Genomic DNA, 16,205 nt, shown 5'->3' with positions numbered 1-16,205 from the left:
TTATTTAATGCCGATGCTCAAGGCATCCAACCTGATTTCGAATCGGGTCGCTTGTTTTCCCTCCAGTTCCTTGGAAGCGCGCCAGATCGCGCGATCTAAATCGCGGTAGGCGGCCGTCACCGCAAAATAGTTCGTTTCGAGCGGCACTTTAAGTTTGAGGGTTTTCGTGTCGCCCGGCTTGAGGTGAAATTGTTCGGAGGCGATCAGATCGGCGCCTAGAAAGGCCTCGTATTCATCGAACAGTTTATAAAAATCGCCCACTTCGAATTTGCCCAGGGTTTTCAGCTCGTAGATGCGTACCGCGACCGGCGAGGGACGCCCGTCGATATCGGGATTGACCGTATCGGAAACCGCGATTGTCGCTTCGATTTCTTTCGTCGTGGGTTCCGGCGCCTCGACCTTATCCTCCTGTTTTTCAGGGTCCGAGCCGCAGCCTCCCAGCAACAAAAAGCCTAAAGCCATCGCGAGGGAAAGTGGGCATGATCGGGATGTGCGTTTGTCCATCATTTCAATAGGGAGTCTGGTCGTGTGAAGAACTTTTTATTTTTCGCAGTTGCTGCTCGTAAGTTTCTGCGAAAGCCTGCCCGAACAGGTGATAAAAATTGTCTTCCGCTTCCCGGCCGAGATCGCTATAAAGCTGTTCGAACAGGCTCCACAGTTTGGCCTGTTTGTGAAACGGGATGCTGGCGGCAATCGGGCTGGTGGCCTGCAGGCGCTGTTCGAGTTTTTTGGGGTCGAAACGCTGGAGCACCGAGAGCAGTGCGGTGCGCATCCCGGCAATCACCGCAAACTGATGCGCACGAATGTCGTCGAACACTTCCTTGATTGCGGCATCGGGTTGCAAATAGGCCTTGTCCTGCACGGTCAGCAGTTTGATCATCGCTTCCTCCGCACTGACCGAAAATTTGATCGGATTATTCTGCCGGGCGCGGATTGTCGTCACGTCAAGGTGCATTTCGTTTTTGATTTTGGCCCTGCCGACCAATACATCGAGCGTGCCCTGGAGGGATTCCCGCACGATCTTGCCGATGGTATGGAAGGATTCCGGAGTCAGCGCCGTCGGGTTCAGGCTGTCTTCGAGGCCCGCGCCGCGGAGAAAACTGCGGATCAGTTCATCCTTGAGATCGTCCGCAGGCGCCGGTTTTTCCGTTTCAGGCAAAGGGGCCGGCGGTGTCTTCTCGAATACCGGCGCCGGTTCGGGCTCGGGCTCGAAGACGGGGGGTGTTCTGGTGGCTTTTGGCGTCGGAATCTGCGGAGGGCTGGTTTTTTCATCCGGCTCCTCCGGGGACGGGACAGGAAAGTCCGCGAAAGGCGATGACTTGGACAAGGCTCCGCCGGCGGCTTTGTTTTTGCCGGGGCCGCTAAACCAATCCGCGCCGAAAATATCGGAGGCCGATGCCGTGGAAGCGGGCGCGGTGGCCGCTTCGGACTGTGGTTCCTCCGCGTGGCCGGAAAAAGGTTGGAACGCTTCTTTAAACGCCGGGACTTGCTCGAACGCTTGCGGATCGGGCCGGCCCGTTTCCTGTTCACCCACAGCAGCATCCTGAAAGAGGGGCAGGTCGAAGGGGTCGTGCCGGTCCTTCCAGTCGGACGGAATCAGCTCATTGTCTTCGATCGTTTGCTGGATGGCATCTACGCCGATTTCGGCAAACGGATCATCGGAAAAATCGAAAGATTTGGCTTCGAAATCGTCGGCGGAAAATCCCCTCTTGTCGAATGGGGAGGCTTCAGGGAAGGACTCGAGCAGTTTGACCGAAATCGTGTAGTCGCCGATCTGGACGCGGTCGCCGTCGTTCAGCATGGCGCTGTTGCCGTTCCCGAGCGGCACCGGAGACAGGTTGATCAGTACGCCGTTCGTGCTGGTGTCAATGATGAAATAGTGGGGAGCCCGGTATTGAATCTGTGCGTGATGTCCGGAGATATATTTCTTCGGATCGGGGAGGACCAGCGTGTTGTCGCTGAGCCGGCCAATCGTTGCGCCTTCGTGATCCAGGGTGATCGAGGAAGCAAAACCGGGGTTCGCTTCGGCTGATGTGATGCTTAAATAAAGTTTCATTTAACACGCCGCTTTGATTTACCGGTTACGGAACCTTCTCACCAACATGAACACACGTTAGCCATGGGCAAAGCAAATCATTTGTCGAACTCAAGTCCCTGCCAGGAAGCCATTGCTCCACTATAGCGTATTCTTGTTCATCAACGCAAGCTGCGCGGAATCCTATAAATTATCCGTCAGCGGCGGGGATTTACTTAACGAGGAATTGCTTGGATTGCGGAGCGGAGTGCCGTCATCAGCCGAATGATTTAAGGCTCGGGCAAGGGGGTTCACGCGGGCGAACTTACGGTCGGCTTATGCGATTTTCCGTGTTCCTGCCTGCTGAATAAATAATCGAAGGATCATAAATAAAACCCTTTAATGTCCGAATATATTGATGTTAGAATCGAAGAGGAAGAGTTAAAGTCAATGCTGGGCTGACCGGGTAAACGGTGCGGGCGGTTCAGGCGGGTGACGATCGGCAGCAGCAGGTGGACCAGTGAGCAGCTTTACCCTAGAGAATTACTTAACCGAAATTGCGCCCGATTCCCCTTGCGGTGCAAGCCTGGAGGACGATTTCGCTTTCGCTCAGTTGGAAAATGAGGCGAAATTTGTCGGCGAGCGGCAAATGGGCGGTGAAATTGTACCGGAGGTCGAGCCCGACTGGAAAAAAGTTCGCGCCTCGGCGCTCGACCTGCTGACGCGCAGCCGGGATATTCAGATTGCGATGCATCTGTCCTGCGCTTTGCTCCATACCGACGGCATTTCGGGACTGAACGAAGGACTGTCGCTGATCCACGGCCTGTTGGCGAAATATTGGGAAGAAGTCCATCCCCGGCAGGATCCGGAAGACGATTACCCCATCCTGAGGGTGAATACGCTCGGCACGCTCAAGGACGGTAAAAAAATACTCGGCCCGCTTGGCAAACTCCCTCTGACGCAATCCAAGGCCGGCAATTTTTGCTGGCGCGAAATCGAGCTTTCCAGGGACGTCGAGGCCAATGTGATTCCCAAAAGCGACCAGATCCCCGATATGGCGCTGATCGAAGCCGCTTTCCTCGACACGCCGCTCGATTTCCTGAAAAATCAGGCGGCTCATTTCAAACAAACGCAGAAGCTGCTCCAGGACATCGTCGCGCTGGTCGCCGACAAGGCCGGGTCCGTCAATACGCCGGATATTGCGCCGCTGCTCGGCATGCTCATCAACATCAACAAGTTTTTGGCGGAAAAGATTCAGCAGCGGGCCGAGGCCGTGCAGGACGAAGGCGCTGAAGCCGAGATAATGCCGGGAGTGGAGGGTGAAGCCGTTCCGAGCCGGGCTCCCGCCAAAAACGGCGGCATTCAGAGCCGCGAAGACGTGATCCGTTCGATCGATGCGATCTGCAAATATTTCGAGCGCTACGAGCCCTCCAGTCCGGTGCCCTTGCTACTGCTGCGGGCCAAGAAAATGCTGACGATGAATTTTATGGAAATTCTGTCCGAGCTGGCGCCCGATGCAGTGAAACAGGCGGAAACGATTTGCGGCGTGACAAACCGGAATAACCCATAAGAATAAAGATATCGATGCGCCTCTCGCACATCGATTCCACAACCCATTTACTTTTAGGAGTCAATCATGGCCAAAGAAAGCAGTCAAAAATTCATCGCCCGCAATCGGGCACCGCGAGTGCAGATCGAATACGACGTAGAACTTTACGGGGCCGAAAAAAAGATTCAATTGCCTTTTGTGATGGGCGTGATGGCCGACCTGTCCGGCAAGCCGGCCGATCCTCTGGCGCCGGTTGCGGAACGGGATTTTCTGGAAATCGATGTCGATAACTTCAATGACCGCCTGAAGGCCATGAAGCCGCGGGTGGCTTTCCAAGTGCCGAACGTCCTGACCGGCGAAGGCAACCTGAGCGTCGATATTACTTTCGAAAGCATGGACGATTTTTCTCCCGGTGCAATTGCCAGCAAGGTGGAGGGATTGAATCAGCTGTTGAAGGCGCGTACCCAGCTTTCCAACCTGTTGACCTACATGGACGGCAAAGGGGGAGCCGAAGAATTGATCGCGAAAGCGCTGCAGGATCCGGCCTTGTTGCAGTCCCTGGCATCGGCGCCGAAGCCGGCCGGCGACAGCAGTAAAACCGAAGCGCTCGGCGCATCCGAATAAGAATTAGACTGGAGAGTTAACAATGGCTGAAACCGAAACTCAAGCTGATGTCGCAGCTCCTGCCGCGGCGACAGAAACGCGGGAAGGCGGCGATTTTGCCGCGTTGCTGCAAAAAGAATTCAAACCCAAATCGGATCGGGCCAAGGAAGCGGTCGAGGAAGCGGTCAAAACCCTGGCCGAACAGGCACTGTCGAAAACCAGCCTGATTTCGGACGATGCGGTTAAATCGATCGAAGCGATGATTGCCGCGATCGACAAACGGCTGAGCGATCAAGTCAACAAGATCATGCATCACGAGGATTTCCAGAAACTCGAAGCCAGCTGGCGCGGTTTGCATTATCTCGTCAATAACACCGAAACCGACGAGATGTTAAAAATCAAGGTGCTCAATATTTCCAAAAAGGACACGCACGGCACCCTGAAAAAATTCAAAGGCACGGCGTGGGACCAGAGCCCGTTGTTCAAGAAGATCTACGAACACGAATACGGCCAATTCGGCGGCGAACCGTTCGGTTGTTTGGTGGGCGACTTCGAATTCGATCACCGCCCGACCGATGTCGAATTTCTGAACGGGATCGCCCAGATTTCGGCGGCGGCGCATGTGCCGTTCATCGCCGCAGCGGCGCCGACCTTGATGAACATGGAGTCCTGGCAGGAACTGGCCAATCCGCGCGACCTGACCAAAATCTTTCAGACGCCGGATTATGCGGCTTGGCGTTCGCTGCGCGAATCGGAAGATTCCCGCTATATCGGCCTGACGATGCCGCGTTTCCTGTCGCGTCTGCCGTATGGCGCGAAAACGGTGCCGGTGGAAGAGTTTGCGTTCGAGGAAGATGTCGAGCATGCCGACCATAACAAATATACCTGGTCCAACGCGGCTTATGCGATGGGTGCCAATATCAACAAGGCGTTCAAACTCTACGGCTGGTGTTCGCGGATTCGCGGCATCGAGTCGGGCGGCGCCGTGGAAGGGCTGCCGACGCACACGTTCCCTACCGACGACGGCGGCGTCGACATGAAATGTCCGACCGAGATCGCGATCAGCGACCGGCGCGAGGCGGAGTTGGCCAAGAACGGTTTCATGCCGCTGCTGCATAAGAAAAATTCCGATTTTGCGGCTTTCATCGGCGCGCAGTCGCTGCAGAAACCGTTCGAGTATGACGATCCGGACGCGACCGCCAATGCCAATCTGGCCGCGCGTCTTCCGTATCTGTTTGCGGTATGCCGCTTTGCGCATTACCTGAAATGCATCGTCAGGGACAAGATCGGTTCATTCAAGGAGCGGGACGATATGGAAAAGTGGCTGAATAAATGGATCAGCAATTATGTCGAGTCCAACCCGGCCACGGCTTCCGAGGCGGATAAGGCGCGCAAGCCGCTGGCCGCAGCGCAAGTGGTTGTTGAAGAAGTCGAAGGCAATCCCGGCTATTACACTTCGAAATTTTTCCTGAGGCCGCATTATCAGCTTGAAGGGCTGACGGTGTCGCTGCGGCTGGTTTCGAAGTTGCCTTCCGAGAAGAAGTAAGACCGAAAGCAGTGTTATTTTCTAACTAATTATTATTAACTAATCATTATATAGGGGTAATTCATTATGGCCGCTTATTTGCAAATAGAACCAATTAAAGGTGAGTGCACCGAGGAGAAGCATGCGGACTGGATTCAAGTCCTAAGTTACAGCATCGGTGTCTCTCAACAGGTTTCGGGATTCACCGGAACCGGAGGGCGCTCGGCAGGCGACGCTTCATTCGGTGATCTTTCGGTTATGAAGGAAGTCGATAAAGCGAGTATCGATTTGAATCTTCACTGCATCCAGGGCAAGCATATTGCCAAGCTGGTTCTTGAAATATGCGAGGACACCGGCGAAAAGATCTGCATATTGAAATATGAGCTGGAGGACGTTATGGTTTCGAGTGTCCAGTTAAGCGGTAGCACGGGTGCAGGAAGACCGGCGGAATCGGTTTCCTTTGTTTATAAGAAGATCAGTTGGACTTATACTCCTGTCAAAGCGGATGGTTCCGGCGATACCGCAATAGGTCCGAAGTATTTTGATCTTTATGAAAAGAAAAGCGGTTAATCTCAATCGTTCTTCGTAATGCTGCGGTATAGGGCGGAGGCATTTTAGCCTCCGCCTGCCGGCCTCTTAATCATCCACCTGCGTTAAGCAAATGACAGCCGAAGAATATTTGAAACAGGGCGATCTGAAAAGTGCTTTACTAAGGCTTCAGGATCAGGTTCGGGCGAATCCCGCCAAGTCGGATTATCGGGTTTTTCTGTTTCAGTTACTGTCGGTTCTGGGGCAATGGGAACGTGCGTTGACGCAATTGAATGTCGCCGGCGAACTCGATGATGCAACGTTGGCGATGGTCTCGATGTATCGTCAGGTCATTGCCTGCGAGCGGTTGCGCGAAGAGGTTTTTTCGGGTCGTCAAATGCCGGTAATTTTCGGGCAGCCTTCGGAATGGACTGCGTTGCTGGTTCAGGCGCTCAAATTGACCGCGGAAGGTCGGTACGGCAACTCCAGGGAGCTGCGCGAGCGTGCCTTCGCGCTGGCGCCTGCGGTTTCCGGAACGATCGACGGCACGGGTTTCGCATGGCTGGCCGATAGCGACTCTCGGCTGGGGCCGGTGTTCGAAGCAATCATCGACGGCCGTTATTTTTGGGTACCGACGGAACGCATCGCTTCGGTCGTGATCGAGAAACCGGCCGATTTGCGCGACGTCGTCTGGTTGCCCGCGCATTTTACCTGGAGCAACGGCGGCGAACGTTACGGCGTAATCCCGGCGCGCTATCCGGCGTCTTACCGGCACGACGATCCTTTGTTTGCGCTCTCCCGCAAAACCGCCTGGGACGAGTGCGGAGAGGACGTGTTCCTCGGCATCGGTCAAAAAATCCTGACCACCGATGTCGCCGAGTACCCTTTACTCGATGTCCGGGAGATTCATTTCAATGCCGGCGTCGATCGGGAAACGGAGCGCGCCGGTGGCTAGATCGTTGCCGAAGGACCGTTATCTGCCTTCGTTGCTGGATCGTTTGACCGATGACGATCCGATCAATTACTCGATGCGCCTTCAGAAGGAAGCGATTCAGGGTATCGAAGCGGCATTGGCCCGGTTACCCCAGGACGGTAAAACCGGAGCGACAGAAGAAAGTAAGCGGGAGCGTCAGCAACTGCTCCGGCAACTCGAACAAGCCCGGGTTCAATTTAATGTGCTTTCGGCGTCCGTCGCGTCGCTCAAGGAAATACGCGCCTGCGTCAAGCGCGACCTGGACTGGCTGCTGAATGCCAGCCGTTATACGCCTCAGGAAGAGTTGGAAGAACTTCCGGATGTGGCGAATTCGGTACTGAATTACGGAATGCCCGACCTGACCGGTAAAACGGTCTCCGGCCTGGATGTCTTGCAGATGGAACGTCTGCTGAAACAGGTGATTATCAACTTCGAACCCCGGATCATTCCACGGACTTTAGCGGTACGGGTGATCGCGGATAAAACCTTGTTCGACCACAACGCCGTCGTGTTCGAAATCGAAGGCGAGTTATGGGCATCGCCGCAGCCCCTGCATCTGCATTTACGCACCGAATTCGAGCTGGAAAACGGACAGGTTGCGGTATATGACTACCGTCCGACGGAAGCGCATTCATGAATCCCCGCTTTCTTGACCATTACCAACGGGAACTGCAGTTCATCAGGGAAATGGGGATGGAATTCGCCAAACGCCATCCCAAAATTGCTGCAGCACTCGATCTCGGCGGTACCGACTGTGCCGATCCTTATGTCGAGCGTCTGCTGGAAAGCTTCGCTTTTCTGACGGCACGGATCCAGCTTAAAATGGAAGCGGAATTTCCCCGCTTTACCCAGCATTTGCTGGAAATGGTATACCCGCATTATCTGGCGCCGCTGCCGTCGATGGCATTGGTGCAGTTCAAGCCCGACCTGCAGGGAGGCGTTTCCGAGCAGGGTTTTTCGATCCCCCGGCAAACCCGGCTGTTCAGCAATACCAGCATCAAGGGCCGTGCCAAATGCGAGTTTCGTACCGCGCACGAACTGCGCCTGTGGCCGATTCAATTGAGCGAGGCCGGGTATCTGCCGCTCGGCGCGGCGATGCGTTATGCCGGGCCGAACATAAGGAAGGTCAAATCGGCTATTCGTCTGCGTCTGGAAACGGTGCTCGATTTGCCTTTCGGGCAACTCCCGATCGACCGGCTGCCGATTTATCTGCACGGCATCGGCGCGCTGCCCCTCCAGCTCTACGAATTGATTTTCGGCCACGCGGTTGCTGTGGTGGTCCAGCCGGCCGCCGCGTCCCCGGCCTGGCGCGAAACGCTCGCTGACGCGATCCGTCCTGTCGGGTTCGGCGCCGAAGAGGCGCTGCTGCCTTACGGACCGCCTTCGTTTCAGGGCTACCGTCTGCTGCAGGAATATTTTGCCCTGCCGCAGCGTTTCATGTTTTTCGAACTGGCAGGCTTGCAGGCGGCGCTCTCCCGATGCGAAGACACCGCGGTGGAGATCGTCCTTTTGCTGGATACGGCCAAGCCCGAGCTGGAAGATCTGATCGGCAAGGATAACTTCATGCTGAACTGTACGCCCGCGATCAATCTTTTTCCGAAACGGACGGACCGCATTCATTTGAATACCCGCAATGCCGGATATCAGATTGTTGTCGATAGAACGGCATTGAGCGACTATGAAGTGCATACGGTGACCGAGGTGACGGGGTACGGCGCGGGAACCGCGGTCGAGCAGACCTTTCGGCCTTTTTATTCGCTGCATTCGGATACGGCTTCAGGCGCCGAGTATTATACCGTGCAGCGCCAGCCGTCCCTGGACGGCACGCTGAATGTGACCGGCCGGTTGAAGGCGGATTATCCGGGCAGCGAAGTCTATCTTTCCCTCGTCGATAGTAATGCGGTGCCTTATCGCAGCGACTTGAGGCAGCTCGGCGTGACCGCCTTGTGCACGAACCGCGATCTGCCGATGCTGCTGCTCTTGGGCGAGGGTGAATCCGATTTCAGCCTCGAAATCAGCGCCCCGGTGACAGCGGTCAATTGCCTCGTTAAACCGACCGAGCCGAGGCCTTCACGCCCGGAGGGGGAGCACGCCTGGCGCCTGATCAGTCATTTGTCGTTGAATTACCTGAGTTTGATCGATCATGACGAACAGCAGGGCGCCGTGGCGTTGCGCGAGTTGTTGCGGCTTTACGGAGATTGGGGCGGGATGGCGGCGGCCAAGCAAATAGACGGTGTGGTAAGCGTGCAAAGCCGGCCTGTCGTACTGCGTGTGCCGGTTTCAGGGCCGATGTGTTTCGGACGCGGCGTAGAGATTGCCGTGACTTTCGATGAAACGGCCTTTTCCGGAGCCGGCGCGTTTTTACTGGGCGCGGTCCTGGAAAAATTTTTCAGTAAATATGTTTCGCTCAACAGTTTTACCCAAGTGACGGTTAAAACCCGCGAGCGGGGAGAAATCATGCGATGGCCGGTGCGCACGGGAACCAGAACGCTGATTTAGAATTCCTCGGCAGTCTTGCCCGCGAACCGTATGCGCACGGCTTTTTCGCGGCGCTGAGACGTTTGGAGTGCCTGAATCGTACGCGTCCCCGGCTCGGTCGTTCGGCACGCCCGGGCGACGACCCGGTGCGCCTGGGGCAGACGCCGAGTATGCAGTTCGCCCCTTCGACACTGGCGGAGTATGTTGCCGGTCCGGACTTTCCGCCTTGGCTGAAGGTGTTCTTTTTCGGGGTGTTCGGGCCGAACGGTCCTTTGCCGCTGCATCTGACCGAGCATGCGCGCAACCGGATGCGCGATGCGAAGGACATGACGATCGCGGACTTCGCCGACATGTTCCACCACCGCCTGTTATCCCTCTTTTACCGGGCCTGGGCCGATACCGAGCCGACCGTGCAACTGGATCGTCCGGAGTCCGACCGTTTCGCTTGGTACGTCGGCTCGCTGGCCGGGCTGGGCGATCCGTCGCTCCGGCAGCGGGACAGCATCCACGACCATGTCAAGCTGCATTTCGCCGCCCATCTCGGCTGCCATACCAAGCACAGCGAAGGGCTGGCCTCGATTCTCTATGCCTATTTTCGGCTTCCTGTCCGTATCGAGGAGTTTATTGGGGAATGGCTGGAGATGCCCAGGGACAGTTACTGCTATCTCGACGGCCGCCACAATACGGGCCAGCTCGGCGTGTCGGCCGTGATCGGCGTGCGCAGCTGGCAATGCCAGCATAAATTCCGGATCACGATGGGTCCTTTGCAACTGGCGGACTATGAACGGTTTTTGCCGGGCGGCGAGATGCTCGTCCGGCTTTTCGATCTTGTCAACAACTATGCCGGCTTCGAATTGAACTGGGACTTGAATCTGGTTTTGCAGAACAACGAAGTGCCCGCCGTTCAGCTCGGCAACTACGGGCGGCTCGGCTGGACAAGTTGGCTGCAAACCGGAACAAGAATGAATGATGCCAATGATTTATACCTCGATAGGGAGAAAATGACATGACCGCGATCAGCCGCACGGCTTTGTTCGGCAAACTCAATAATGTGGCTTATAAAGGTATTGAAAGCGCGACGGTTTTTTGCAAAATGCGCGGGAATCCCTATGTAGAGATCGTGCATTGGCTGCACCAGCTTCTGCAACTCCAGGATTCCGACCTGCACCGTATCATCAAAAAGTTCGAGTTGAACCCCTCGCATCTGGCGCGCGATTTTACCGAAGCGCTGGACCGTCTTCCCGCGGGCGCGACCTCGATCTCGGACCTGTCTTCGCATGTCCAGGAGGCCGTCGAGCAGGGCTGGCTCTATGCGAGCCTGATGTACGGCAGCAATCAGGTGCGCTCCGGCCATTTGATCGTCGGCATGGTTAAGACCAATGATTTACGCAACGCATTACAGGCGATTTCCGGCCAGTTCAAAAAGATCAATGCGGATACGCTGCTCGACGAATTCAAGGATATCGTCGCCGGCTCGCCCGAAGAATTGCTGTCGGCGCATGACGGCAGCAAACTGGCCGGAGGAGGCGCTCCCGGCGAGTATTCCGGGGCGATGCCGCCCGCGCAGATGGGAAAACAGGCCGCATTGAAGCAGTTCTCGGTCGATCTGACCGAAGCCGCCCGCAAGGGCGAGCTGGATCCAATCGTCGGCCGGGATGACGAAATCCGCCAGGTGATCGACATTCTGATGCGCCGCCGCCAGAATAATCCGATCCTGACCGGCGAGGCGGGCGTCGGTAAAACGGCGGTCGTCGAAGGTTTCGCGTTGCGGATTGCGGCGGGAGAGGTGCCGCCGCCGCTGCAGGATGTCAGTATCCGCACGCTCGATCTCGGGCTGCTGCAGGCCGGCGCGAGCATGAAAGGCGAATTCGAAAACCGCCTGCGGCAGGTAATCGAGGAAGTGCAGTCGGCCGAAAAACCGATCATTTTGTTCATCGACGAAGCGCATACCTTGATCGGCGCGGGCGGCGCGGCCGGCACCGGTGACGCGGCCAACCTGTTGAAACCGGCGCTGGCGCGCGGTACGTTGCGGACCATCGCGGCGACCACCTGGGCCGAATACAAAAAACATTTCGAAAAAGACCCGGCTTTGACGCGCCGCTTCCAGGTCGTCAAAGTCGACGAGCCGACCGACGAGAAAGCCCTGTTGATGATGCGCGGTGTCGCGTCCGCGATGGAAAAGCACCACAAAGTGCTGCTGCTCGACGAGGCTTTGGAAGATTCGGTCAAACTGGCGCACCGCTACATCCCCGACCGGCAATTGCCCGACAAATCGGTCAGTGTGCTCGATACCGCCTGCGCCCGCGTCGCGGTCAGCCAGGCGGCGGTGCCGGCCGAAATCGACGACAGCCGTCGGCGGATCGAAGCACTCAATGTCGAGTTGGGCATTATCGAGCGCGAAACGGCGGTCGGCGTGGAAACCGGCGAGCGCCGGCAAAACGTGCTGGATAAGCTTTCCGAAGAGCAGTCGCGCCTGTCCGAACTGGAGTCGCGCTGGCAAGAGGAAAAGGTCCTGGTCGAGCAAATTCTGGCCTTACGCGCGCAGTTGCATCCGGGCACCGCCAAATCCGGCCCGGCCCAGTTGCAGGCCGAGGAGCCGGCGAAAACCGATCAGCCTGACGATGCCACGCGTCTTCAATTGCTGCCGCAATTGAAAGAACTTCAGTCGCAACTGGCCGCGTTGCAGGGCGAGCGGCCGTTGATCTTTCCGACCGTCGACAGTCAGGCCATCGCGTCCGTGATTGCCGACTGGACCGGCATTCCGGTCGGGCGCATGGTCAAGAACGAAGTCGCGGCGATCCTGAAGCTCGGCGATACACTGAATCGACGGGTGATCGGCCAGCGCCATGCGCTCGACATGATCGCCCGTCGCGTGCAGACTTCGCGGGCCGGCCTCGATAATCCGGGCAAGCCGATCGGCGTGTTCATGCTGTGCGGCCCGTCCGGCGTCGGCAAGACCGAAACCGGCCTGGCCCTGGCCGAAGCGCTCTACGGCGGCGAAGAAAACATCATCACGATCAATATGAGCGAATACCAGGAAGCGCACGCCGTTTCGACGCTGAAAGGGTCGCCGCCGGGTTACGTGGGCTACGGCGAGGGCGGCATCCTGACCGAGGCGGTCCGGCGGCGGCCTTACAGCGTGGTATTGCTCGACGAAGTCGAAAAAGCCCATCCCGATGTGCACGAAATCTTTTTCCAGGTTTTCGACAAAGGCTGGATGGAAGACGCCGAAGGCCGTTTCATCGATTTCAAGAACACGATTATCCTGTTGACCTCGAACGCCGGCACCGATCTGATCATGAACCTGTGCAAGGACCCGGAATTGCTGCCGGAGCCCGAAGGCATCGCCAAAGCACTCCGCGAGCCGCTGCTGAAAATTTTTCCGGCCGCGCTGCTGGGACGCCTGGTCACGATTCCTTACTATCCGCTCAGCGATGAAATGCTCAAATCGATCATTCATCTGCAGCTGGGCCGCATCGGCAAGCGCATCATGGAAAACCGGGGTATTCCTTTCAGTTACGGCGAAGATGTCGTGCAGTTGATCGCCGACCGCTGCAGCGAAGTCGAAAGCGGCGCGCGCGTGGTCGATGCGATTCTGACCAATACGGTGTTGCCGGCGATCAGCGAGGAATTTTTGAATAAAATGCTGACCGGCGAACCGATCACGAAGGTCGGCGTGGAGGTCAAGGACGGCGAGTTTCAATACCGATTTGCCTAGGATGAACAGGTTAAATTAAGATACCCGGCACGACGCCGGACCAGCAAACGGTTAAATACCATGGCAGCTACGCAGAAGAACAGTCAAATAGCGATCATGACGCCTCTCGGTGAGGATGTCTTATTGCTGCAGAGCGTGGGCATCGACGAGGAAATGGGGCGCCTGTTCACCATGCAGCTGGACGTGCTGAGCGCGGACAATATCAAATTCGAGGACTTGCTGGGCCAGAAGGCGACGGTCCGCGTGGATGTCACCGGCGATCAAAAACGCTTTTTTAACGGCTATGTCGGGGCGATTTCACAGGCGCCGGACCAGGGTTACTTCATGCATTACCATGTCACGGTCTATCCCTGGCTGTGGTTTTTGACCCGCACTGCCGATTGCCGCATTTTTCAGAACCAGACCGTTCCTGAAATCATCAAACAGGTTTTTCAGGATTGCCCGCATTCCCAATTCGAAGACAAATTGACCGGAACCTACCGGAAGTGGGAATACTGCGTTCAATATCGCGAAACCGACTTCAATTTCGTCAGCCGTCTGATGGAACAGGAGGGGATTTACTATTACTTCATCCACCAGGACGGCAGACATACCCTCGTGCTGGCCGACGACGGCAGCGCCCATGAAACCATCGAGGGCTTCAAGACCATCGAATACCACCGCGAGCCGCATAATTATTCGGCAAGCGAAGGCCAGACGATCAACGACTGGCACCTCAAGAAGCAATTGCTGCCGGGCGTCTATGCCTTGAACGATTATGATTTCGTGCGTCCGAGCGCCAAGCTGGAAGTGGATTGCAGCATTGTGCCGGGCCATGAATATGCGGATCAGGAAATTTATGATTATCCCGGCGAATATGTCGAAAACGGCGACGGCAGCCATTATGTGCGCGCCCGGATTCAGGAACTGCATGCCCAGTACGAAGAAGTCAGCGGGCGCAGCAGCGTGAGGGGGTTGTGTGCGGGCGGCCTGTTTTGCCTGGAGGGCTATCCGCGCGACGACCAGAACCGGGAATATCTGGTCACGTCGGTTCGACACTCGATCAGCATCGACGATTACCACTCGGGATCGAAGGGAGGCAACCCTGCCGACTATACCAATAACTTTACCGTTATTGTCAGCAAAACGCCGTTCCGTTCCGCGCGGATCACCCCCAAGCCGATCGTCCAGGGACCGCAAACGGCTGTAGTAACCGGCCCCGGAGGGGAAGAGATTTATACCGATGAGCACGGACGGGTTAAGCTGAAGTTCCATTGGGACCGCCACAGTAAAAAAGACGAGAATTCGTCCTGCTGGGTGCGGGTTTCGCAATTATGGGCCGGCAAAAACTGGGGCGGGATCCACATCCCGCGTATCGGACAGGAAGTGATTGTGGAGTTTCTGGAGGGCGATCCGGATCGGCCGATCGTGACCGGCCGGGTCTACAACGGCGAGCAGGTTCCTCCCTATGCCTTGCCCGCCAACAAGACCCAGAGCGGCATCAAGAGCCGCAGTTCTCAAGGCGGCAGCGGCGCGAATTTCAATGAAATCCGCATGGAAGACAAAAAAGGCGAGGAGCAGCTGTATATCCATGCGGAAAAAAACCAGGACAATGTCGTCGAGAATGATGAGACAACGATGGTCGGGCACGACCGCACCGAGGACGTCGGCCATGACGAAACGATCCATATCGGCAATAACCGCACGGAAACGGTCGATGTCGACGAAACCATTACGATCGGCAATAATCGCACCGAAACGGTCGTTGTGAACGAAAGCATTACGGTGGGTGCCAACCGTACCCGGTCGGTAGGAGGCAGCGAGTCCGTCACCGTCGCCATGCAAAGGACGCATATGGTCGGCATCAACGAAACGATCGGCATCGGCGCGGCGCAGGAAATCGGGATCGGCGCCTTTCAGGCGGTCGCGATTGGCGCCTATCAAACAGTGGATATCGGCGCTAATCAATCGATCAATGTCGGGGCGAATCAGGACACCAATGTCGGCTCCAATCAATCGATTGCGGTAGGCGGGAATCAGAGCGAGTCGGTCTCCGGCAATGTTTCGGTATCGGTTGACGGCAACCGCGGTACGAGCATCAAGGGCAATGATTCACTTAAAGTCGGCAAGAATCTGGTGATCGATGCCGGCGATTCGGTGACGATCAAGACGGGCAGCGCCAGCATTACGATGAAGAAGGACGGGACGATCGTGATTAAAGGAAAAGACATTACGGTGGAAGGATCCGGAAAGATCGATGCCAAGGCCTCCAAGAATATCGTAATGAAAGGCCAGAAGATCTTGCAGAACTGATGGCATTCGGCTGAATAAACCAGGCGTATTAGGTAAATAGCGGAGAGCGGCGTGGCTACAGACCAACTTCAAGAAGCATCGGATACTGTCCGGCAGAAAATTGACGGCGTTGTAATTGGCCTTTTATTGAGCATCAACGAGGCTGGCGAACCGCTGGTCGCTTTTCCGGGCAATCCCTCGGAAGCCGCCGTTCCGGCGCGCAGCACCGCAAGCCTTCAAAGCGATGATGCGGGCAAGGAAGTGGCGCTGTTGTTCGAGGGCGGCGATCCGCTTCGGCCCTTGATCATCGGCAAAATCCACCACCCCGTCCAAACCGTTTCAATGCCGATTGAGGAGACGGCGATTGCAGAGCTCGACGGCGAGCACATCACGCTATCGGCAAAAGAATCGATTACGCTGAAATGCGGCAAAGCCAGCATTACCCTGACTAAAGCCGGTAAAATCCTGCTGCGCGGCGCCTACCTTTTGAGCCGTTCGTCCGGCGTCAACCGGATCAAGGGCGGTTCGGTGCAAATCAACTGACGT

The 16,205-nt window shown here is 56.5% G+C and carries 13 protein-coding genes; 11 read left to right on the top strand and 2 right to left on the bottom strand.

All coding sequences use genetic code 11. The features are described 5' to 3' along the window. Both tssJ and tagH read right to left on the bottom strand, forming a co-directional pair. Entirely contained in the window at positions 1–462 is a 462-nt protein-coding gene (gene tssJ / locus JJL52_RS17055) for a type VI secretion system lipoprotein TssJ (RefSeq protein ID WP_202053698.1), read from the bottom strand. Positions 463–508: 46 nt separating this feature from the next. Beyond that, positions 509–2,056, bottom strand: coding sequence for a type VI secretion system-associated FHA domain protein TagH (tagH, locus tag JJL52_RS17050; protein ID WP_202053697.1), 1,548 nt, complete (start codon positions 2,054–2,056; stop codon positions 509–511). 478 nt (positions 2,057–2,534) lie between these two features. Between tagH and tssA the strand changes: the two genes are divergently transcribed. The 11 genes from tssA to JJL52_RS16995 all read left to right on the top strand — a co-directional run bounded on the left by tssA (position 2,535) and on the right by JJL52_RS16995 (position 16,202). Next, positions 2,535–3,584 carry a type VI secretion system protein TssA gene (tssA, locus tag JJL52_RS17045; RefSeq protein ID WP_202053696.1) on the top strand — a complete coding sequence of 350 codons (1,050 nt, stop codon included), beginning with the start codon at positions 2,535–2,537 and terminating at the stop codon, positions 3,582–3,584. Positions 3,585–3,650: 66 nt separating this feature from the next. Further along, on the top strand, positions 3,651–4,187 hold the full coding sequence (tssB, locus tag JJL52_RS17040; protein WP_202053695.1) for a type VI secretion system contractile sheath small subunit: 537 nt from the start codon (positions 3,651–3,653) through the stop codon (positions 4,185–4,187). A 22-nt stretch (positions 4,188–4,209) separates the two neighbouring features. Next, positions 4,210–5,712, top strand: a complete 1,503-nt coding sequence (gene tssC, locus JJL52_RS17035) for a type VI secretion system contractile sheath large subunit (protein WP_202053694.1) — start codon at positions 4,210–4,212, stop codon at positions 5,710–5,712. A gap of 66 nt (positions 5,713–5,778) precedes the next feature. Next, positions 5,779–6,261: an Hcp family type VI secretion system effector gene (locus JJL52_RS17030; protein ID WP_202053693.1), complete on the top strand. Its 483-nt coding sequence runs from the start codon at positions 5,779–5,781 to the stop codon at positions 6,259–6,261. A gap of 91 nt (positions 6,262–6,352) precedes the next feature. Then, entirely contained in the window at positions 6,353–7,174 is an 822-nt protein-coding gene (locus JJL52_RS17025) for a type VI secretion system accessory protein TagJ (RefSeq protein ID WP_202053692.1), read from the top strand. After that, complete coding sequence (gene tssE, locus JJL52_RS17020) at positions 7,167–7,829, top strand: type VI secretion system baseplate subunit TssE (RefSeq protein WP_202053691.1); 663 nt, start codon at positions 7,167–7,169, stop codon at positions 7,827–7,829. Before JJL52_RS17025 ends, tssE begins: the two co-directional genes overlap by 8 nt. After that, positions 7,826–9,691: a type VI secretion system baseplate subunit TssF gene (gene tssF, locus JJL52_RS17015; protein ID WP_202053690.1), complete on the top strand. Its 1,866-nt coding sequence runs from the start codon at positions 7,826–7,828 to the stop codon at positions 9,689–9,691. Before tssE ends, tssF begins: the two co-directional genes overlap by 4 nt. Beyond that, on the top strand, positions 9,655–10,680 hold the full coding sequence (gene tssG, locus JJL52_RS17010) for a type VI secretion system baseplate subunit TssG (protein ID WP_202053689.1): 1,026 nt from the start codon (positions 9,655–9,657) through the stop codon (positions 10,678–10,680). The genes tssF and tssG overlap by 37 nt, the downstream gene beginning before the upstream one ends. Continuing rightward, the gene (gene tssH / locus JJL52_RS17005; RefSeq protein ID WP_202053688.1) at positions 10,677–13,388 is read left to right on the top strand and encodes a type VI secretion system ATPase TssH; all 2,712 of its coding nucleotides are present in this window, start codon (positions 10,677–10,679) and stop codon (positions 13,386–13,388) included. Before tssG ends, tssH begins: the two co-directional genes overlap by 4 nt. Before the next feature lie 60 nt (positions 13,389–13,448). Further along, complete coding sequence (locus JJL52_RS17000) at positions 13,449–15,680, top strand: type VI secretion system Vgr family protein (protein ID WP_202053687.1); 2,232 nt, start codon at positions 13,449–13,451, stop codon at positions 15,678–15,680. A gap of 51 nt (positions 15,681–15,731) precedes the next feature. Continuing rightward, positions 15,732–16,202: a DUF6484 domain-containing protein gene (locus tag JJL52_RS16995; protein WP_336885085.1), complete on the top strand. Its 471-nt coding sequence runs from the start codon at positions 15,732–15,734 to the stop codon at positions 16,200–16,202. Positions 16,203–16,205: the final 3 nt, after the last annotated feature.

The organism is Candidatus Methylomicrobium oryzae, assembly GCF_016745425.1.
Classification (GTDB): Bacteria; Pseudomonadota; Gammaproteobacteria; order Methylococcales; family Methylomonadaceae; genus Methylomicrobium; species Methylomicrobium oryzae.
Note: the sequence above shows the minus strand (reverse complement) of the source record. Positions and strands in the feature narration are given on the sequence as shown.